The sequence below is a fragment of the Cupriavidus consociatus genome (genome assembly GCF_017814975.1).
Classification (GTDB): Bacteria; Pseudomonadota; Gammaproteobacteria; order Burkholderiales; family Burkholderiaceae; genus Cupriavidus; species Cupriavidus consociatus.
Genome location: NZ_JAGIQA010000004.1, coordinates 293075 through 312786, shown reverse-complemented (window position 1 = coordinate 312786; position 19712 = coordinate 293075). Strand labels below are relative to the sequence as shown.

Annotated in this window: 17 protein-coding genes; 4 read left to right on the top strand and 13 right to left on the bottom strand. The window is 67.8% G+C overall.

From position 1 onward, the window contains the following. Positions 1-77: 77 nt before the first annotated feature. The 8 genes from J8I82_RS08155 to J8I82_RS08120 form a co-directional block, all read right to left on the bottom strand. Positions 78-368 carry an EscU/YscU/HrcU family type III secretion system export apparatus switch protein gene (locus J8I82_RS08155; RefSeq protein ID WP_209756104.1) on the bottom strand — a complete coding sequence of 97 codons (291 nt, stop codon included), beginning with the start codon at positions 366-368 and terminating at the stop codon, positions 78-80. After that, entirely contained in the window at positions 365-1672 is a 1308-nt protein-coding gene (gene fliK, locus J8I82_RS08150) for a flagellar hook-length control protein FliK (protein WP_209756102.1), read from the bottom strand. The genes J8I82_RS08155 and fliK overlap by 4 nt, the downstream gene beginning before the upstream one ends. A gap of 108 nt (positions 1673-1780) precedes the next feature. Further along, the gene (locus J8I82_RS08145; RefSeq protein ID WP_209756100.1) at positions 1781-2113 is read right to left on the bottom strand and encodes a flagellar protein FliT; all 333 of its coding nucleotides are present in this window, start codon (positions 2111-2113) and stop codon (positions 1781-1783) included. A gap of 1 nt (position 2114) precedes the next feature. Further along, complete coding sequence (gene fliS / locus J8I82_RS08140; protein ID WP_209756098.1) at positions 2115-2522, bottom strand: flagellar export chaperone FliS; 408 nt, start codon at positions 2520-2522, stop codon at positions 2115-2117. Between the two features lie 18 nt (positions 2523-2540). After that, entirely contained in the window at positions 2541-3947 is a 1407-nt protein-coding gene (gene fliD / locus J8I82_RS08135) for a flagellar filament capping protein FliD (RefSeq protein ID WP_209756096.1), read from the bottom strand. A 33-nt stretch (positions 3948-3980) separates the two neighbouring features. Further along, positions 3981-4358 (bottom strand): flagellar protein FlaG, encoded by a 378-nt coding sequence (locus tag J8I82_RS08130; protein WP_209756094.1) that lies wholly within the window; start codon positions 4356-4358, stop codon positions 3981-3983. A gap of 135 nt (positions 4359-4493) precedes the next feature. After that, positions 4494-5786, bottom strand: coding sequence for a FliC/FljB family flagellin (locus J8I82_RS08125; RefSeq protein WP_209756091.1), 1293 nt, complete (start codon positions 5784-5786; stop codon positions 4494-4496). A 224-nt stretch (positions 5787-6010) separates the two neighbouring features. Then, positions 6011-6328, bottom strand: coding sequence for an RNA chaperone Hfq (locus tag J8I82_RS08120; protein ID WP_209756089.1), 318 nt, complete (start codon positions 6326-6328; stop codon positions 6011-6013). A gap of 1151 nt (positions 6329-7479) precedes the next feature. On the opposite strand from J8I82_RS08120, the gene J8I82_RS08115 reads away from it, so the two are divergent. After that, positions 7480-8964, top strand: a complete 1485-nt coding sequence (locus tag J8I82_RS08115) for an MFS transporter (RefSeq protein WP_209756087.1) — start codon at positions 7480-7482, stop codon at positions 8962-8964. Positions 8965-8991: 27 nt separating this feature from the next. On the opposite strand, the gene J8I82_RS08110 is transcribed toward J8I82_RS08115, so the two are convergent. Further along, positions 8992-9984 carry an oxygenase MpaB family protein gene (locus tag J8I82_RS08110; protein WP_431831534.1) on the bottom strand — a complete coding sequence of 331 codons (993 nt, stop codon included), beginning with the start codon at positions 9982-9984 and terminating at the stop codon, positions 8992-8994. 259 nt (positions 9985-10243) lie between these two features. On the opposite strand from J8I82_RS08110, the gene J8I82_RS08105 reads away from it, so the two are divergent. Continuing rightward, positions 10244-10504 carry a hypothetical protein gene (locus tag J8I82_RS08105; RefSeq protein ID WP_209756085.1) on the top strand — a complete coding sequence of 87 codons (261 nt, stop codon included), beginning with the start codon at positions 10244-10246 and terminating at the stop codon, positions 10502-10504. Positions 10505-10795: 291 nt separating this feature from the next. Further along, a complete protein-coding gene (locus J8I82_RS08100; RefSeq protein WP_209756082.1) occupies positions 10796-11239 on the top strand; it encodes a BON domain-containing protein in 444 nt (147 codons plus the stop codon). Between the two features lie 97 nt (positions 11240-11336). Here the strand turns inward: J8I82_RS08100 and ku are convergent, their stop codons facing one another. The 4 genes from ku to ligD all read right to left on the bottom strand — a co-directional run bounded on the left by ku (position 11337) and on the right by ligD (position 18340). Next, entirely contained in the window at positions 11337-12437 is a 1101-nt protein-coding gene (gene ku / locus J8I82_RS08095) for a non-homologous end joining protein Ku (RefSeq protein WP_209756080.1), read from the bottom strand. Positions 12438-12665: 228 nt separating this feature from the next. Then, positions 12666-14723: a hybrid sensor histidine kinase/response regulator gene (locus tag J8I82_RS08090; protein ID WP_209756078.1), complete on the bottom strand. Its 2058-nt coding sequence runs from the start codon at positions 14721-14723 to the stop codon at positions 12666-12668. Between the two features lie 287 nt (positions 14724-15010). Further along, complete coding sequence (locus tag J8I82_RS08085) at positions 15011-15427, bottom strand: hypothetical protein (RefSeq protein WP_245179533.1); 417 nt, start codon at positions 15425-15427, stop codon at positions 15011-15013. A gap of 93 nt (positions 15428-15520) precedes the next feature. Further along, complete coding sequence (gene ligD / locus J8I82_RS08080; protein WP_209756076.1) at positions 15521-18340, bottom strand: DNA ligase D; 2820 nt, start codon at positions 18338-18340, stop codon at positions 15521-15523. 308 nt (positions 18341-18648) lie between these two features. Between ligD and J8I82_RS08075 the strand changes: the two genes are divergently transcribed. Then, positions 18649-19656: an SDR family oxidoreductase gene (locus J8I82_RS08075; RefSeq protein WP_209756073.1), complete on the top strand. Its 1008-nt coding sequence runs from the start codon at positions 18649-18651 to the stop codon at positions 19654-19656. Positions 19657-19712: the final 56 nt, after the last annotated feature.

The window sequence follows — 19712 nt, the reverse complement described above, 5'->3', positions numbered from 1 at the left end:
TGCAGTCTTAACCTGGTCAGCAATCTGAGCCCCTGGTGTTGCAAGTATCAGGGGCTTTTTGCTGCGTATGGCCGCTGTCAGCCTTCTTGCCCGGCCGCGTCCAAGCCGGCTTCCAGGTGATAGATCCACGCCAGCAGCTCCGCCACCGCCACATACAGCTGCGGCGGGATCTGGCTGTCCAGGTCCACCTGCATCAGCAGATTGACCAGCGTGGGCGAGTCGTGGATATAGACACCCGCTTCCCTGGCGCGGGCGATGATGGCCTCGGCCACCACGCCATAGCCCTTGGCGACCACGCGCGGTGCCTGGTTGTTGTGCTGGTAGCTGAGCGCGATGGCCGCGCCGCGGTCTGCCGCGCCTTCGCTCATGACGCGGCTCCGGCAGACAGGTCGTCCTGGGTCTGGATGTTGAGCCGCTGCAGCGGAATTCCCTGGGCTTCCAGCCGGTTGCGCAGCAGCGGCCGTGCGGCGATCAGGCGCGCGGCGATATCGGTCTCGCCGGTGGCGACACGCGCTTCCAGTCCGGATGGTCCCAGCGTCAGCAGGGCTTCGACAGTGCCAAGGTTGGGCAGCTGCAAGCGGATCCGGCTCGACCACGGCCGGCTGGCGTCGTCAGGCCCCTGGCCATGCGCTTCGGGATCCGTACGCTGGATGTCCCACTCCATGGCGGCGCCGGGCCATGCTTCGCCGGCAAAGCGGAACTGCTGGGTGGCGAGCAATTCGAGTTGCTGGCGAACCACGCCTTCGGTCGCGGGATGAATCGCCGGTCCGGCGGGTGCCGCTTGCCGGGCGGCTTCGCTGCCGATGCTATCGGTATCGCCGGTACGCGCCGCATGCCCTGCCATCGACTCTGCGGTCGCGGGGCGCGCGGCGTCCGCGGTGGCCTGGTAGGCCTGCGCCGCCAGCATGCCGGTGGACGGGCGTTGCGGTGGCGTGTCGGCATCGCGGCTATACACGGCTGCGGAGCCGGTTCCCTGGCGCACACCCTGCTCGGAGGGCGCGTGGCTGTGCGCCACGCGCGGATTGCGCGGCGAGGCCAGCGCTTCGGCCAGGACCTGCGAGGCCGGCAGCAGGGGCGGGTTGCTCAGGCGAGGCGCGTCTCCGCCAGCTGGTCCGGAGTAGGTCAGCATGGCCGAGGCAGAAGCCTGCGACTGCGATGCGGCGGCTTGCCCGGGTGCCCCCTGCAATGCCGGTCGCGGCACGGCTGCCTGCGGCTCCTGCAGGATGGTCGACAGAGGGCGCGCACCGCTCATCCACTGCGCCAGGTGCGATTCATAGAACAGCCCGCTTTGTCCCACCGCATTCGCCAGCGCCGCCGCGGCGGCCTGCATCGAGCCGGCTGCCGGCGGTGCGGGCAACAACGGCGTGCCCGGCTTGACCGGCTGCGGCCCGGCGCTCTCCATCACCGCCAGGATCGCGCGCGCGGCACTGCTCAGCGATTCGCGCGTGGACGTGCCCGGCAGCAGCGCGCCCTGCGCCGGCATGGCATTGGCGCCTGCGGCCTGCTGGCTGTGGCGGATTGCCTGGCCGGTGGAATTCTGGACATTCGCTTCCGTGGCCTCGAGTACGGGCTGCAAGGCTGCCAGCTTGTCGATCGCCAGCGCGGGACGCAGCAGTTGCGGGTCCGGGGCCTGACCGGGTGCCAGGCCTGGTGGCAGGTGGATGCCGGTCATCTGTCAGGAAATAACGGATAAAGGCGGCGCGGCGCAGGGCCGTACGCGCGTGTGGTCAGCCGAGGGAGGCGCGCCAGCGCTGGCGCGCGGTATCTGTCCGGTTGCCGCTCAGGCCATCGCCCCGTACGCCGACGCAAGCTCCACCTGGCGGCGCGAACTGGTCAGCATGTCGCCGAGCTTCTTCAGCTGCGGCACGGCCAGGTCGCGGATGCGCGCATCGTACGTGAGGATGCGATCCAGCAGCTGGTAGCGGCGCATGCGCTCGGCATCGGAGAACGGGGATTCATGGTCAAGCTGGCGCAGGTGCTCGACCTGTTCCAGGTAGCTGCGCTGCAGCTCGGTGACGGTGTTCCAGTCAGCGGCGTGGGCGGCGTCGTACATGCGGGACGACAGCGCCAGGATGCCTTCGTAGCAGGTGACGATGGGGGAGAAGGGTGCCATGTCAGTTGTCCTGTAAGGCAGCGTGCGGCTCATCAATTTGCGCCCACGCTGATGCCAGGCTTTCCAGCAGCGTATCGACCTCGGCCAGCAAGGCAGCGTCGCTGCGCAGGTTGGCCAGCATCAGGCGGCGGACCATGTATTCGTAGAGGGATTCGAGGTTGGCGGAGATTTCGCCGCCGGCGTCGTGGTCGAGTACGGCGCGCAGGCCGTTGTCGATGATGTCGATGGCCTTGGAGATGGCATTGCCGCGCTCGGCAATGTTGCCACCTTCCAGGTGGAACTTCGCCCGTGCGATGGCCGCGCGGGCGCCGTCGTACAGCATGGCGATCAGCTTGTGCGGACTGGCGCTCATGGCGCCGGTGTGGACACCGACCTGGGCGTAGGCATTTGCGGCTTGGCGGGCGAACATGTGCGTTATCCCCGTACGTTACTTGGAACTGCTGTTGGTCAGCGCGTTGAACTGCTGCGTCAGGTAGCTGCTGGTGCGGTTCATCTGCGCCACGACCAGGTCCAGTTGCGTGAACTGGGCCTTGTAGCGGTCGATGGTCGCGTTGACGCGCTCTTCGACGCGGTCATAGTCGTCTTCCAGGTCCTTCAGCGTCTTGGTGATGCCATCCTGGGCCGACTTCAGGGCGCCATCGGTCTTGGTCAGGCCGTCGACGTAGTCGGTGATCTGCTTGCCGATACCGCCGCTGCCACTTGTGCTGGAAAACATCGCCGTGACACCGCCAAGATCATTCTTCAGTGCCTTGGTCAGCTTGGCGTCGTCCAGCGCCATCGTGCCGTCCTTGTTGAACGAGATGCCGACGTCGATCAGCGTCATCGTGCCGCCATTGCCGTTGTCCAGCGCGCCGCCGAGCATGCCGCGCAGGCGCGACTGGATCGACCGCAACGTGCTGTCGCCGGTCAGCGCCGCCGAAGTGCCGGCGTCGGTGTCGAAGGCCGTCAACGACTTTGCCGTGCTCTGGATGTTGTTGTACGCGGTGACGAAGGCCTGGACCGACGACTTGATCGTATCGTTGTCGCGCGTCACCACCAGCGATGTGGTGCCGGTCTTGTTCAGGTTCATGGTCACGCCCTGCGCCGCGTCGACCACCGAGTTGCTCTGGCTGACCACGTCGATGCCATTGATCTTCAGCGTGGCATTTGCCGGCGAAACCTTCTGTTCCATTTTGTTCGCGGCAGGCGCGGCGGCCGGGTCGAAGGCGACCAGGTTGTTCAACGCGGCATCGCCGGACGACACGCGCATCGTGGCTTGCGTGCCCGTCTTGTCGGACGTCAGCACCAGGCGGTAAGGCGTGGCGCTGCCATCGTTGACGATGCTGGCGGTCACGCCGATGCCAGCCTTGTTGATGGCGTCGCGCACGCCCTCCAGCGATGCGTTGGCCGGGATCGTGACCTTCTTGGTGCTGGTGGCGGCGCCGCCGGTAGCCAGCGCTTCGCCAAAATCGAAGGTGATCTCGCCCCCGCCGATCGCCGCCTTCTGGTCCGCGACGTTGCCGCTTACCAGGGACTGCGCGGTGGCGAGCGTGTTGACGGTGATGCTGTAGTTGCCCGGTACGGCGTTGGCGGCGGTGGTCACCGACATCACGTCGGCAGAGCCGACGGTCGCCTTGACCGCGCCGAAGGTGTCGGCGTTGGACAGCTTCTTGGCCGCGGCCTGGTATGCCGACAGCACGCTCTGCAGCTGGCTGAAGGCCGACAGCCTGGTCTGGTAGCTCTTGGCCTGGTTGTTGATGGCGGTCAGCGGCGCCTGCTCCGCCGTCTTGAGCTGGTCCAGCAGGGAGCTCAGGTCCAGGTTGGAGCCGATGCCGATGGAGGAGATCGTTGCCATGTTCTTGTCTCGTCTTCAACTGGTGATCAGGACTCAGGCTGCCTGGCTGACGAACAGCCCCTGCAGCTTGTCGATGGCGCGCGCGATGCGCAGCACTTCTTCGGTGGGCATCTGGCGGATCAGTTCGCCGCTTTCCTTGTCGACCACCTTGGTGATGACGCGGTGGGTCGTCTCGTCGATCTCGAAACGCAGGCCAATGGAAGTCATCTTGAGCGCGTGGACCAGTTCGCCGATGGCGGCGCTGGCTTCCACCTCGTCCAGGGCCGCTTCATCCGGCGCGCCCGCGGCGCCCTGCTGGCGGTGCGTCGCCTGAGTGGCCACCGGCGTGGCACCGGCGGACGGCATGGCCGCGACCAGGCTATCCGCGGGCAGCCGCAGGGCAATCGGGTTCACGGGCGGTGGAGGCGCCATCTTCTGCTCCGTCCGGGGCGGTCTGGTTGATAAAGGGTAGAAACGCTTTGCAGGCAGTCGCGCTGCCTGCAAAACGCTCCTCGGGCAAAAAGGCCGGGCCTTGCGGCCCAGCCTTTTGTGCCATGCGTGGTGCGATTAACGCAGCAGCGACAGCACGCTCTGCGTGGTCTGGTTGGCTTGCGACAGCACCGAGGTACCAGCCTGCTGCAGGATCTGCGCGCGGGTCATGTTCGACACTTCCGTGGCGTAGTCAGCGTCCTGGATGCGCGAGCGCGACGACGACAGGTTGGTGATCGTGGTGCCCAAGTTCGAGATCGTGGAGTCGAAGCGGTTCTGCACAGCACCCAGCGAGCTGCGCAGGTCGTCGACGACCTTCAGTGCCGCGTCCAGCTTGGCCAGCGGGTTGGCGGTGGAAACGCCGGTGAATTCAGCGGTAGCTGCCGTGCCGCCGTTCTGGCTCAGGTTGATGGTCGTGCCGGTCTGTGCGTCGTTGAGCGTACCACCGGCGCCACCGTCCGCCAGAGCGGTGTTGGCAACGGCGTAGTTCTTGTTCTGTACAGTGATGTAGCCGGTAGCGGTGCCGGTAGCATCAGCACCGACCTTGACCAGCATGTCGGTCACAGCGGAACCCGCGGCGTTGCCGTTGGCCGCGTCGGCAACGGTGATGTCCACCGTATTCAGCTGAACGTTGCCCGTAGCAGTATCCACCGAAGCAGCATAGTAGTCGTTGCCGCTCTTGACCACGTAGTCACCAGTGCCGCTCACATTGTGCAGCGACAGGTCGCCGGCGTTGACGCCCAGCGTCGTGGCGGCTCCGCTGAGGTCGACGTCGACGGCAGCAGCGGCACCACCGGCAGCCACGGTCGTGATGGCATCGCTGACATTCAGGCTATTCTTGGATACGGTGAAGCCCGTCAGGCCCAGCGTCGACGAGTCGATCTGCTTCAGGTCGATGGTGATGGTCTCGCCGTCATTGGCGCCGACCTGGATCGTCAGAGGCTTGGCGCTGGACGACAGCACCTTCACGCCGTTGAAGTCGGTTTGTTGCGAGGTGCGGTCGATTTCCGACAGGCGCTGGGCAATTTCGTCCTGGATCGACTTCAGGTCCGAAGCCGAGTTCGAGCCGTTGGCGGCCTGCACGCTCAGTTCACGGACACGCTGCAGGTTGTTGTTGACTTCGGTCAGCGCGCCTTCGGTGGTCTGCGCCAGCGAGATGCCGTCGTTGGCATTGCGCTGAGCTTGGGTCAGGCCCTTGATGTTCGCGGTGAAACGGTTCGCAATCGCCTGGCCAGCCGCATCGTCCTTGGCGCTGTTGATGCGCAGGCCCGACGACAGGCGCTGGATCGCCGTGTTCAGCGACGATTGCGAAGCGTTCATGTTGTTCTGAGTCATCAGAGACAACGAATTGGTATTAATGACTTGCGCCATTTACGACTCCTGTATGCAAAGTTTTTGGCATTCCGGCTGCTAGCCGTAACGTTGGCTGCCTGCTTTGCAGGGCGTAGAGTGCCTCCGTTGCAAGGGTTATCGACCGTCCCCGGCAAAGGTTTAGAGTGATCTCCGCAAGAGTTTCGGGGGGTATCGCCCGGGAGCGCACGGGCGTGCGCCGGCCTGCCAACAGGCCCTGAGAGTGCGGCGTTGCGATGCCGGCTTCAGCGCCGCTTGCGCGTACGCGGTATATAGATAGGCAAGAATTCCGCCGCGATTGCCGGATCGATCCCCACCGCCGGCGTGTCCAGCGGCGTCACCAGGCAGATCGCCTGCTTGTAGACGATCGTGGGCTGCGGATCGTCCAGCCGCCGCCCGAGCAGCACCATGTAGTTGTCCGTCCCCAGCACGAACCCCTGCAGCCGCGTACCGTTGGACAAGTGGACGGCCACCGGCGCGCGGTTGGCCGACTGGGCGGCGAGGTGCTGGTACTGCAGTGCCTTTCGGCTGGAGCGCTTGGGCCGGATTTCCTTCTTCTTCACAACGACTCCGGAAGAGCCCGCAAGGGATCTGGCGGCTGATGACGGTCCGTTGGCCGGCGGCGGGGTGAGCGGCGCGGCCAGGGCGGAGGGGAAAGATCCGCTCTCGGAACCGGCGGGTCGGGTCGTCGGCGCCGCGGTGCCTGCGGGCTTCACGTGCAAGGCCCGGGGCGTCGCGCACATGCCGGCTAAGGGCGCTGCCAGAAGAGAAGGGGGGATACTTCAGCGCCGAGAGTAACAAAGTTTTACAAGGGTTGACGGGCGCAGTGCCTCGCTGAGCCTAGAGTAATCGCTCTATAAAATTTGTTGCGCTCGGAGCTGTCGTATTGTAACCGCTTTGTGCGGCTGCACAATGGCCTTTTCCGGCCATTCGCGAGCCCTGACATGGCCTGGGACCACGGGGAAAGTGAAAGAAAGTCAGAAATTCGCCCTGAAGTGACGTCAGGGTTTAAAACACTAAAAATGTGAAAATTATCGCATTGCACATAAGGGATTTCCCTGATAGAAGCGGGATTTACACCTCATGTAAGCGCGTTTATATTCTTGGCAAGAGCTTGGTTTTCAAGCTCTTGCAGTCCTGGAAAGCCTACGAGCACCCCGCGCGTGGGCTTCTTTTTTGTGCCTGCGTCGTTTAGGTCGCGCTCTGTGGCGCTGTGGTCGGGAATTAACCGACCGTTCGGGATGCCCAGCGTGATTAAAAGCCACCTTCCGGACAGGCAATTCACCGAACTGCGGGTGTTTTTGCCTTTAATTCTCATTTCCCTTCAAGAACTGTTCGCTGACCGCCGATAGCGCGGCGGCGCTGGGGTATTGCCCTTAATCAGCCCGCAAGCTGCGCCGATCCGACACCGGCGCGCCAGCGGCTCTGGCGCGCTGGCGCACGGCGAGCACCCGCGGCGGGAAGCGCCTACAATGGCCGCTCTCCTTGACTCCGCAACAAGAGCAGGACCGGTCACCGCGCGGCCTCGCAGCGCGGCTAGCCGCGATCCTGCCGTCCGCAGGTGCACATGACCGCCGTCTCCTCCCAGCCGCCCTCGCACGCTGCCGTCGCCGCTGCCCCCTCCGCCCCCTCCGCCTCGACAGGCACTCCTGCCGCTACGACTTCGCCGCCAGCCCGGCACGATGCCCGTGCCCCGATGCCCCCGGTGCCGGTCATGCAGGTGATCTTCGGGCTGATGCTGGCGATCCTGCTGGGTGCGCTGGAGCAATCGATCGTCGCCGTGGTGCTGCCCGAGATCGCGCTGCAGCTCAACGGCTTCGACAACATGGCGTGGGTGATCTCCGCCTACCTGGTGGCATCGACCGTCACCACACCGATCTACGGCAAGCTTTCGGACTTGCTCGGCCGGCGTTCGGTGCTGTCCTTCGCCATCATGCTGTTCCTGCTGGCTTCCGCCGCCTGCGCGCTGGCGCAGACGATGCCGCAGCTGATCCTTGCGCGCATCCTGCAAGGCCTGGGTGGCGGCGGGCTGTTGTCGGTGTCGCAGGCGACCATTGCCGACGTGGTGCCGCTGCGCGAGCGCGGCCGCTACCAGGGTTATGTCAGCGGGGTGTGGGCGGTGGCCAGCATGGCCGGCCCGGTGCTCGGCGGCTACCTGGCGCACTTCCTGTCATGGCGCTGGATCTTCTGGATCAACCTGCCGCTGGCACTGCTGGCGCTGGTGACCGTGCGGCGCGCGCTGCGCCACCTGCCCGCGGGCGGGCGCCGCCACCGGATCGATTACCTCGGCGCGCTGCTGTTCGGCGCGGGGCTGAGCGGCGTGCTGGTGTTCCTGACGCGGCTCGGCCAGGGCCAGTCGCCGTCGCGGCCCGATACGCTGGGGCTGCTGCTGGCTGGCCTTGCTTGCCTGGGGCTCTTCCTCTGGCAGGAGCGCCGCGCGGCCGATCCCGTCATTCCGCTGGCGATGCTGCGCGTGCCCACCGTGGCGATCTGCTGCATCACGCTGTTCCTGTGCTTTTTCCAATTGATCGCCATGTCGGTGCTGTTGCCGCTGCGCTTCCAGGTGGTGGCCGGTGCGCAGGCCGATGCGGCCGCGTTGCGGCTGGTGCCGCTGACGCTGGCGATCCCCTTCGGCGCGTACGCGGCGGGGCGGCTGATGTCATGGAGCGGGCGCTACAAGCCGCTGCAGATGGCAGGCGCGCTGGTGGCTCCGCTGGCGATCGTGGCGCTGGCGTTTGTCGATCCGCGCGGCGCATGGCTGTGCGCGCTGGTGATGGTGGTGCTCGGGCTGGCGATCGGCCTGCAACTGCCCAGCGGGCTGGTGGCGACGCAGAACGCCGTGCCGCTGCAGCATGTCGGTGTGGCCACCGCATTGACCGCGTTCTCGCGCATGCTCGGCGGCGCGGTTGGCGTGGCGGTGCTGACCACGGTGCTGATCGCGCTGCTGCGGCACGGCGGCATGGCGGTCAGTGACCTGGGCGGCGGCGAAGATGTGCTGATGCAGCTGTTCCAGCGCGTGATGGCAGGCACGCAGGATGGCGGCGATGCCGCGGCGGTGCGCCAGGGCGCCGAGCATGCCTTCCGGCTGCTGTTGCTGATGAGCGCGGGGGTGTCGCTGCTGGCGCCGTTCCTGGTGGCGCGGCTGCCGGAGACAGCGCTGCGCGGCAGCGTCGGCAGCGCGGCAGTGGCTGCGGAGTAAGCGTACCGAAGGCTGGGCCGGGATGCCCTAGCCCGAAACTCCGCCCACCCCGCCGCCCACGCCGCCCCCCACATCGCCGCCACGCGCCACGCGCCGCCGTGCCCGTGCGGCCAGCCCCGCGCCCAGCGCCCAGCGCAGCGCCGGCGCGAGCACGCGCATGCCGGCCCGCGAGGCCGAGCGTCGCAGCGAAGGTTCGTCGAGCTCAAGCTGCTGCCGCGCCCACGGTGGCAGCAAGGCAATGCCGGCATCGGCCATGATCCGCACCGCCGGTTGCAGCAGCGAGTTGGCTACCGGCATCCTGCGCACCAGCCGCACCACTTCACGGGTGCGCTCGCTGGCCTGCAACTGGGGCCGCATCGCTTCCAGGTAGGCCGCCACCGCCGCGCGCGAGCGCGGCACGTCGGCCGCGCCGAGCAGCAGCGCGATGCGCGCGACCTCGTCGTAATAGCGGTCCTGCTCCGCCTCGCCCAGCGGCCCGACATAGCGCAGGTAGCCCGCCATGAAGCTCGACACCTCGGCGACATGCACCCATGTCAGCAGCGCCGGATCCGTTGCCGCATAGTGCCGGCCGTCCGGCGCCACGCCGCCCACGCCGGCATGGATGCGCCGCACGCGCCCGATCAGCGCCATGGCATCGTCGCGGCTGCCGTAAGTGGTGCCGGCAATAAACTGCGCGGTGCGGCCCAGCCGGCCCTGCATGTCGGTGCGAAAGCTGGAGTGGTCCCACACGCCGGCCAGCGCCAGCGGATGCAGCGTCTGCAGCAGCAGCGCGCTGACGCCGCCGGCCAGCATTGCCGGGAAGTCCGCATGCACGCGCCAGCAGACTGCGTCGGGACCGAACAGGCCAGGGTCGCCGGGCGGGTTGTCATAGTCGAGGGTGAGGCCGGAATTGCTGCGCGTCAGCGCGCGAACCTGGGCACCGGCGTGCGCGCGCACCCGCGTCATGGGTCCAGGCGAGCCGCGTTCGCGCCGGGCGTGGCAGGAGACCGCGGGATTGGCGGGATCAGAGTGGCTGGACAAAACCTGGTTGCAAGCAGGAAGACGTCACGGCCAGCATACACGGTAAGCCGCGGAGGCGCGCGAGCGGGCTGTCGCGGCAAGCCGGCAGCGGCAACCTGAGAAAAAAGGGCCGGACCTTCCGTTCGGAAGACCCGGCCGATCAATTTCCGGCGTATGCCCCTGCGGCCGCACCGCATGTTGCTGCCGCACATACCCGGATAGCTGCCTCTATGTCAGCAGGCGAGCCTGACTGCTGGAATTACTGCTGGCGTTGTCCGCCTTGCTGGCCGCCCTGACCGCCCTGTTGGCCGCCCTGACCGCCCTGCTGACCACTGCGTTGACCGCTTTGCTGGCCCGGTTGCGAGCTGCCGCGATCCTGTTGTTGCTGTTGGCCTTGGCCGCGGTCCTGGTTACCCATTTGACCACCGCCTTGTTGTTTTTCCATGTCAGATTGTTGGCCGCCGCGTTGGCCAGATTGCTGTTCCTGCTGCTTTTGGCCCGACTGCGATTGACCCGGCTGTTGCTGCTGTCCCATTGCTAGTCTCCTTGACGCGGCGGACTGCCGCATTCCCGTTTTTGCAATCACCATGCCAAGCGCGCACGCGCCGGCAGCGGGCTTGCCGTGGCCGACCGCGCCGCATGCTGCACCCGCCGGGACTGCCCGCTTTTACAACAGGTGGCCCGATTTACACACCGGTGTCGCCCCCGGTCTTGCGTGGCGTTGGGCGAACACGCGGGTATGGAGTTTGCGGACTGACAAGGTGCCAGCCGTGCCGCGTGCCAGGCAGCGAACGCGGCGAAGGCGCTGGCAACCTGTACAGGAGACACAGCCATGCGATTATCCCGATTTTCCGCGCGCGGCCTCAGGCTGGCCTGCGTGGCCGCGGCGCTGGCGGCGGCTGCCGGCGCCGCGCAGGCGCTCGACAAGAGTGGCCTGATCTTCATCGCGGCCGACAATACGCCGGTGGCGCCGGTCAACTCCGCGCCAGGCATGCCGGGCCGGGCCGACCCGGATGGCGGCGCGAGCGCCGACCTGAATGCCGACAAAGCCAAGCAGGCGGTCGAGGATGGCGCCATCACCACGAAGATCAAGACCAAGCTGCTGACCGCGAAGGATCTCAAGTCGACCGGCATCCACGTGAAGACGAAGAACGGCACGGTTGATGTCGGCGGCACGGTGCCAAGCCAGCAACAGCATGACCTCGCGCTTGACACGATCCGCAGTGTCGAAGGCGTGACGTCGGTGAACGATAACCTCAAGGTGACTTCGCGCTGACCGCCTGAAGCGCAATGCCCGGCACGCCGACGCCCCGCGTCCCGCCCTCCAGCGAAACGCAGGGCACCGGCCGCCATCCCGGTTTTCCGGATTTCAGCTAGGCGGCTTTGCGGCGCGTCGTGCCCGTGCTCTTGCGTGCCGTGGCATGAGGCTTGGCGTGCGACTTCCCGTGCGACTTGGCCGGCGCATGCTTGGCCGCCGCATGCTTGGTCGCGTTAGTGCGCTTGGCCGTAGTCCGCTTTGCGGGTGCTTTCTTCGCCGCAGCATGGCGCGCCGGCGTCTTGCGGCGGCTGCGGCTTGCGCCGGCGCGGTCGTCTTCGGCCCCGGTTTCCTCCGCCGCTTCCGATTCCTCAGCCGGCTTTGCGCGGCGCCGGCCCTTGCCGTCGTCGCCCTTGCCGCGCTCGCCCAGGCTCTTGCGCAGCAGTGCCACCATATCGATGACCTTCGCGCTGCGGCGCGGCGCTTCTTCGTCCTCGGTGGGCTGGGTCAGCTGGTGCGTCTTGCCGGATTCGATCTTCTCTTCGATGCGCGCCATCATGTCGTCGCGATAGGTGTCGCGGTACTGCTCCGGATTCCAGTCCTCGGTCATGTCCTCGACCAGCTTTGCCGCCATCTCGATCTCGCGCGCATGCGTGCCACTGCCCTTGGCACTCGACGCCTTCGGCAGGCGCAGTTCGGAAATCGGCAGCACCTCGTCGGCGAAGCGCATGGTATTGAGCACCAGCGCGTTGTCGTGGACCAGCATCGCCGCCAGGTGCTGGCGGTTGCGCAGCACCACCAGCGCCAGCGCGGCGCGGCCGGTGCGCCGCATCGTCGCATGCAGCAGCGCATAGCCGCGGTCGCCGCGCTTGTCCGGCTCGAGGTAGTAGGGGGTGTCGAAGAAGTACGGCGGAATGCTTTCTGCCTCGACGAAGCTGACGATGTCGACTGTCTGTGTAGCTTCGACATTGGCCTGCCGGAAATCCTCATCGTTCAGCAGCACGTATTCGTCCTTGGCGTACTGGTAGCCCTTGACGATGTGCTCCTTGTCGACCGGCTTGCCGGTGCTCTTGTTGATGCGCTGATAGCCCACCGGAGCCATGTCGCGCACGTCCAGCAGGTCCAGGTCGAGCGTCTGGCTGCGCGAGGCAGGCCGCACGACGACCGGGATGTTGACGAGGCCAAAGGTAATGGCGCCTTTCCAGATGATGCGGGACACTTAACGGCTCCTTTAATGGCTCCTCAAGCGCCTTATTCGCGCGCGCGTTGCGGCGGCGGTGGCGGCTGGTCGCCCGGCGGCGGATCGGAGACGGGTTCAGGAGGGCCCGGCGGCGGCTCGGGCGGGGGGACTTCCGGCTCTCGCGGGGGGATGTCATCGGGGTCGGGTGTGGTATGCACGTAGGCTCCTTGTCAGGGTCGATGGCGGACCGGCATGGCCGGCAGGCGGCTAAGCCCGTTCCTTGAGCGTATCGAGCAGGTGGGCCAATGCGTCCAGGTCGGCCGGCTTGACCAGGTGCTGGTCGAAGCCCGCTTCCATCGCGCGCCGGCGGTCCTCGGGCTGGCCGAAGCCGGTCAACGCGACCAGCGTGGCGCCGCGCATCTCGGGCAGCGCGCGCAGGCGGCGCGCGGTCTCGAAGCCGTCCATGGCTGGCATGCCGAGATCCAGCAGCACCACTTCCGGGCGCGCGGCGGTAGCGAGCGCGACAGCGGTAGGCCCGTCCGGCGCGGTCACCACGGTGTGGCCCATGGTCTGCAGCGTCATGGTCATGGCTTCGAGCGCGTCGGCGTTGTCGTCCACCACCATGATCCGCCGCGACACGCCGCTGTGCGCCGCGGACTTGCCGGTGCCGGGGTGCCACTTGTGCCACGGCTCGACCGGCAGCGTGACGGTGAAGGTGCTGCCCTGGCCAGGGCCGGGACTGTTGGCGCGGATCGTGCCGCCATGCAGCACGACCAGCTTCTGCACCAGCGTCAGGCCGATGCCGGGCCCGTCGTGCGGGAAGACGTTGGACGGCGCCATGCCGTCGTTGGTGTTGCCGTTATCGTTGCTGCTGCCCCTGCTGCTTCCTTCGCCGGCGTGGTCCTCGGCGGGATCGTGCGGGGCCAGCGGGTCGAACAGCAGCCGCTGCAGCGCCTCGGACAGCCCGGTGCCGTTGTCGCGCACGCGCACCGTGACGTAGCCGCCGGCGGAACCGCTGGCCGGATCCTGGTCTAGCGTGGCATCGACCGTGATCTGGCCGCCCGCAGGGGTATAGGCGGCGGCATTGTGCAGCAGGTTGCTGAAGATCTGCGTCAGCCGCACCAGGTCGCCGCGCACCGGCAGCGGCTGCTCGGGCAGCGACAGGCGCAGCGTGTGGCGGTAGGCTTCGATCTCCGGCCGCACGGCTTCGACAGCGGTATTGAGCGCGGCGCGCAGTTCTACCAGGTCCTGCCGCAGCGTGATGCGGCCCTGGTTGAAGCGCGAGATATCGAGCAGCTCGTCGACCAGCCGGGTCAGGTGGTGCAGCTGGCGGCCGATGATGTCGCGCGCGCGGAACATGTCCTCGCGCGACGGCGACAGTTGCTGCAGCATGTCGGCGGCGCTGCGCAGCGGTGCGAGCGGGTTGCGCAACTCGTGGGCGAGCATGGCCAGGAACTGGTCCTTGCGCCGCTCCTCGTCGCGCAGCGCGCGTCCGGCGCGGTTCTGCAGGGTCACGTCCTGGCAGATGCCGGCAATGCGCAGCGGCCGGGAATTGCCGAGATCGGCGCGCGCGGGCGCCTGACCCGCGCCGTGCACGGGGAAGGCGCGCGCGCGGATCTCGCGCAGCTGGCCGTCTGGCCGCGTCATCTGGAATTCGATATCCATGCGGCCGTCACTCAGCATGCTGGCGAGAGCGGCCTCCACGCGCGGGCGGTCGGCCGCAACCAGGCGGTCCAGGCAGCGGCGCGGCTCTTCCATCACCTCCGCTGCCGGATGGCCCCACAGCGCCTCGAACGACGGGCTGACGAACAGCAGCTGCCGGGCGGCGGGATCAAGAATCCAGACCACGTCGGCGAGCGACTCCGCCAGCTGGCGGAACAGGTCCTCGTTGTCGTGCAGCGCCTGCGTGGTGCGGTAGCAGGCATCTTCCGCGCCGCGCAGCCGCAGCAGCGCCTGGATGCTCGACAGGACTTCCTCGGGCTCGGCCGGTTCGACCAGGTAGCCGTCGGCGCCGCAGTTCAGCGCCTCGACGCGCTGGCGCGCCTGGGGTTCGCCGGGCGACGTCAGCAGCACCAGGGTGCGCGCGATTTCCGGATCGTCCTTGATCAGCCGGCACACTTCCAGTCCACTGATATCGGGCAGGCGCGACGACAGCAGCACCAGCGCCGGCGCATGCTGGCGCACCACCGCCAGCGTCGACTGGCCGGTGGCCGCCTCGATCACGGAAAACTCGCCGCGATGCAGGATGCGGCTCTTGACATAGCGCGGTCCCTCGCGGTCGTCGACGTTGAGGATCAGCGGAGCGCGGTTGGCTTGCGGGCGCATGGTGTCACGCTGACGTACGCTTTCGCGCACGTCCGCAGGCGATCACCGCGGCGCAGGCGCGCGGTTGGTTTGGAAGCAGGTAAAAGCGCCCCGGGGCCATCCCTTCGCGTGCAAATCTTGCACGGCCGGGCGACGCCCAGGTTGTAGTAATTACATGCATGCAGAAGTGATCCATTGCGTTCCCCCTTGTGGCGGCTCATCCACGGGCCCTCGGCGAGGCCGTTGGCGCTTCGCAGTGGCAAGAGGCGTGCCGGGACCAGGCACAGGCTAACGGGCGCGGTCTGGCTTCAGCGGCGAGCGGCCTCGCCGCTATGTGCCTCGGCGCTCGGCGAGGTACCGCCGTGCGGGCCGGCCGAACCGGGAGCTTCGGCGGCCTTCTGCGGGACCTTGCCGGCGTCGGTGGCGCCCGCCGGGCTGGCGCCCTTGCCGAAGCGCGCGGCCAGCGTGTCCTGCACGCGAGCAAGGGCCTCGGCTTGTTGCTTGGCCGTCTCCGCTTCCTTGGCCTTCTTTGCTTCGGCCGCCTGCTGTTGCTCGGGTGTGGGTGCCGGCAGGCGCGCGTGCACTGGTGCAGCGGCGAAAGACAGCATCGCGCAGGAAACCAGCAGACGACGCAGCGCGCGCCGGTTGTGCGGCGCGCTGGTGCCTGAACCGGCGCTGCCACCGCCGGCGGCGCGGATCGTACCGGGAATGCTGAGGTGGGTCATTGCGCTCTCTCCATAAGTGGCGGCACGGCGCTCACGCCGGTTGTCTATGGAAAGCGGCGCAAGAAATGTGCCGCGGATATGCCGCGATGTAGCTCAGCCGGCGCGCCCGAGCCGCGCGGCGGCACGGGTGATGGCCTGACGCACGCCAGCATAGCCGGCCCATGGATCGTCGGCCTGCAGGGCCTCCAGCCGCGGGCCCACGCTGGCGACGGTCCATTGCGCCGCGCTCTCCAGCGTCCCGAGTTCTTCCCACGAAACCGGGATCGATACGCCCAGCCCTGGCCGCGCGCGTGCCGAGAACGCCGCGACGGTGGTCGCCCCGACACCATTGCGCAGGTAATCGATGAAAATCTTCCCTACGCGATTGCGCGCACCACTCTTGGCCACGAAGCGCTGCGGGATGGTGGCGGCGACATGGCGCACCACGTCCTGCGCAAAGTCCTTGACCTCGTCCCAGCCGGCGCGCGGCGTGACCGGCACCACCACGTGCAGGCCCTTGCCGCCGCTGGTCTTCAGGAAGCTGGCCAGGCCAAGCTCGTCGAGCAGTGCCTTCATCAGCGCGGCGGCCTCCTGCATCTGGTCCCAGGGCACGCCTTCGCCCGGGTCCAGGTCGAAGATGATGCGGTTGGGCCGGTCGATGCTGCGCTTGCTGGCGTTCCAGGTGTGGAACTCGACCACGTTGAGCTGGGCCGCCGAGACCAGCGCCTCGGCCGACACGATCTCCAGCAGCGCGGGATGGCCCGGCCACAGCGACGGGTCCAGGAGGTTGATGCCATCGACGCGCAGCGTGTCGCCATGACGCTGGAAGAACTGTTCGCCGCCCACCCCGGCAGGAGCGCGCACCATCGCGATCGGACGGCCGCGCAGGTGCGGCAGCATCAGCGGGGCCGCCTGCTCGTAGTAGCGCACCAGGTCGCCCTTGGTCAGGCCGGAGGTGGTGTCGATCACGCGTTCGGCATGGCTGATCCTGACCTTGCCGCCCAGCGCGGTGGGCTGCTTGCCGAGGGCGCCAGCTCTGGCGGCCTTTATCGTGGCCTTGCCAGCCGCTTTCGAAGCGGTCTTGCCTGCGGTCTTGCCTGCGCGCTTTGCGGGGGCTTTCGCCGCGGCCTTCTTCCCCTTGCCGGCTGGTGCCGCCGGCATCTCGACCGACACCGCGCCGGCAGGCTTGTCGGTGCGCAGCCCGTGGAACACGGCATGGCGCACGCGGCCTTCGCGGGTCCAGCTGCCAAACGACACCTCGGCCACCAGTTTCGGCCGCACCCAGTGCCCCTTCACGCCGGCCGGCACGGTCGCGAACGGCGACGTATCGGCGCGCAGCGCATCCAGTTGCGCGCGCAGTTCGCCAAGCATGCGCGTGTCGAAGCCGGTGCCGACATTGCCGGCATAGCGCAGCCGTCCGCCGCTGTCGTGCACGCCCAGCAGCAGCGAGCCGAGGCCGGTGCGGCTGCCCCTGGGTTCGGTAAAGCCCGCCACCACGAATTCCTGGCGCAAGGTGCATTTGAGCTTGATCCAGGTATTGCTGCGCGTGCTGACATAGCTCGAATCCGCGCGCTTGCCGATCACGCCTTCGAGCTTCATGCGGCAGGCGGCGTCGAGCATTTCGTCGGGGGCGGCCTCGAAGTCTTCGCTGAACTGCAGCCGCGGCGCGGTGTTGCCGGCAAAGATGTGCCGCAGCAGCGCGCGGCGCTCGACCAGCGGCACCTTGCGCAGGTCATGGCCGGCATAGAAGGGCAGGTCGAACACGAAATACTGGATCGCCTCGACGCGCGCGGTATCGAAGGCGTTCTGCAAGGCCTGGAAGTCGGTCTCGCCATGCTTGCCGATCACCACGATCTCGCCGTCGAGCCAGCCGTCGGGCAGCCCCAGCATGCCGACGTCGCGTGCCAGCGCGCGCAGCTTCGCGGTCCAGTCGTGGCCCTGGCGCGTGAACAGCCGCACGTCCTTGCCGTCGATGCGCGCCAGCACCCGGTAGCCGTCGAACTTGATCTCATAGCGCCAGGCCGCGGCGTCCGCCGGAGGCTTGTCGACCAGCGTGGCCAGCTGCGGCGCCAGCGCCAGCGGCAATGCCGCGCGCGGCGCGCCGGGCGGTGGCTTCAGTGCCTTGGCGCGGGTGCCGGCGTGGGCCTTTGCGCCGGCATTGGCCTTGCCGGCACGCTTTGCTGCCGGACTGGCGGAGCGGCTGGCACCTTTCGCCTTGCGCGCGGTGCCGCCCAGCACGCTGTCGGGCAGCGCCTCGACCACGTCGAACTCTGCGGCCGGCACCGCGGCGTCGTCGCGCTCCTTGATCAGCAGCCAGGCGTCCTGCTCCTTTTGCCGGCTGCCGTGCATCCGCACCAGCGTCCAGTGGCCATGCAGCTTCTCGCCGCGCAGCTCGAACTTGAGCTTGCCGGCGCGGTAGCCTGCCTCGGCGTCGCCGACCGGCACCCAGGTGCCGCGGTCCCATACGATCACCGTGCCCGCGCCGTAGTGTCCGGCGGGGATGACGCCTTCGAAGCCGGCATAGTCCATCGGATGGTCTTCGACGTGGACCGCCATGCGCTTGTCGTTCGGATCCAGGCTCGGGCCCTTGGGCACGGCCCAGCTTTTCAGCGTGCCGCCAAGCTCAAGCCGGAAGTCGTAGTGCAGCCGCCGCGCCGCGTGCTTCTGGATCACGAACGACAGCTCGCCGGCGCGCTTGCGCGGTGCGGCGTGCGTGCGGGCGGGGGCACCGCTGGGCTCGGGCGTGGCGCCGAAGTCGCGCATGCGGCGGTACTTGTCCAGTGCGGCACTGGCTGTGCTGCGTTTGCGGGCCGCCGCCCCGCTCTTGCGCGCCGCCGGCGGCGAGTCCTTGCGGGCAGGCCGGCCGCTGCGCGCGGTAGAACGCTTTGCCGCTGTGCGGCTGTCGCCGGAGTCCTGTCGCGTCGTCTTGGCCATGGCTGTCGCCGGTTGGGAGAAGATGCATCCAGCTTAGGCAGCACATGGCGCTACCGAAATCGGCGCCAGTCCTACACTGGAAAAGATGGCGCCCTGTCGTCCCGCACACGGCAACGCGCGCCGGCCGGCATGTGGTTCTTACCGGACGTTGTAATTCTGCTGCGCGCCTGCTTCAGCTCCGGCGCGCGCCGGGGGGCCGGCGCCCATGGGAACGCAATTTGCGATGGTTATCTGCGGTGCTTTACTGGTGATGAACCGTTGTCACGCCTGGCGCCGCGCCGGAAACCATCCCGAGGAGGAAGCGGCAGATGAAACCCACCCTGAAGAAAATCGGCTCGCAGGTGATCGTGCTGACCGGCGCCACCAGCGGCGTGGGCCTGGTCACCGCGCGCAAGGCCGCCGCGCGCGGTGCGCGGCTGGTGCTGGTAGCGCGCAGCGAGGATTCGCTGCACAAACTGGCCGAAGAGCTGCGCGAGCAGGGCGCCGAAGTCATCACGGTCACTGCCGATGTAGGCCGGCACGAAGACGTCGCCAAGGTCGCGCATGCCGCGATCGAGCGCTTCGGCAGCTTCGACACCTGGATCAACAACGCTGGCGTGACGATCTTCGGCCGTCACGGCGACGTGCCGCTGGAAGATCAGCGGCGGCTGTTCGACACCAACTACTGGGGCACCGTCCATGGCTCGCTGGCGGCGGCCGCGCACCTGCGCGAATGCGGCGGCACCATCATCAACATGGGTAGCGAGGCCTCCGACGGGCCGCTGCCGCTGCAGAGCGCGTACGCGGCCTCCCAGCATGCGATCAAGGGCTTTACCGATTCGCTGCGGCTGGAGCTGGAGCAGGAACAGGCACCGGTCAGCATCACGCTGATCAAGCCCGCCGGCCTGGAAACGCCGCTGGCCATGCATGCAAAGAACTTCCTCGACGTCGAGCCGCGCCTGCCGCCGCCGCTGTACGACCCGGCGCTGGCCGCCGATGCGATCCTGTTCGCCGCCGAGAATCCGCGCCGCGATCTTTTCGTCGGCGGTGCGGCCAAGGCCTTCTCGGCGGCGGCGTATCACACGCCGCATACCTTTGACCGCTTCATGCGTCGTTTCATGGGCCGTGCCCAGCAGACGCGCCACCCGGCCGGCCCGCTCGAGGACAACACGCTGTACGGCAGCGGCAGCGGCCTGCAGGAGCGAAGCGGCACGCGCACCGCGCTGCAGTCGTGCCCCTACACGACCACCGCGCGGCATCCCATGCTCGCCACCGCGCTGGTCGTCGGCGCATCCGCCGCTTTGGCGGCCATGGTGCAGCTGCGCCGGGGACGCTAGGCCACCGGCCGTCACTGTGGCACCGGCAGCCCGCACACCGCTTCGCGGGTGCCGCG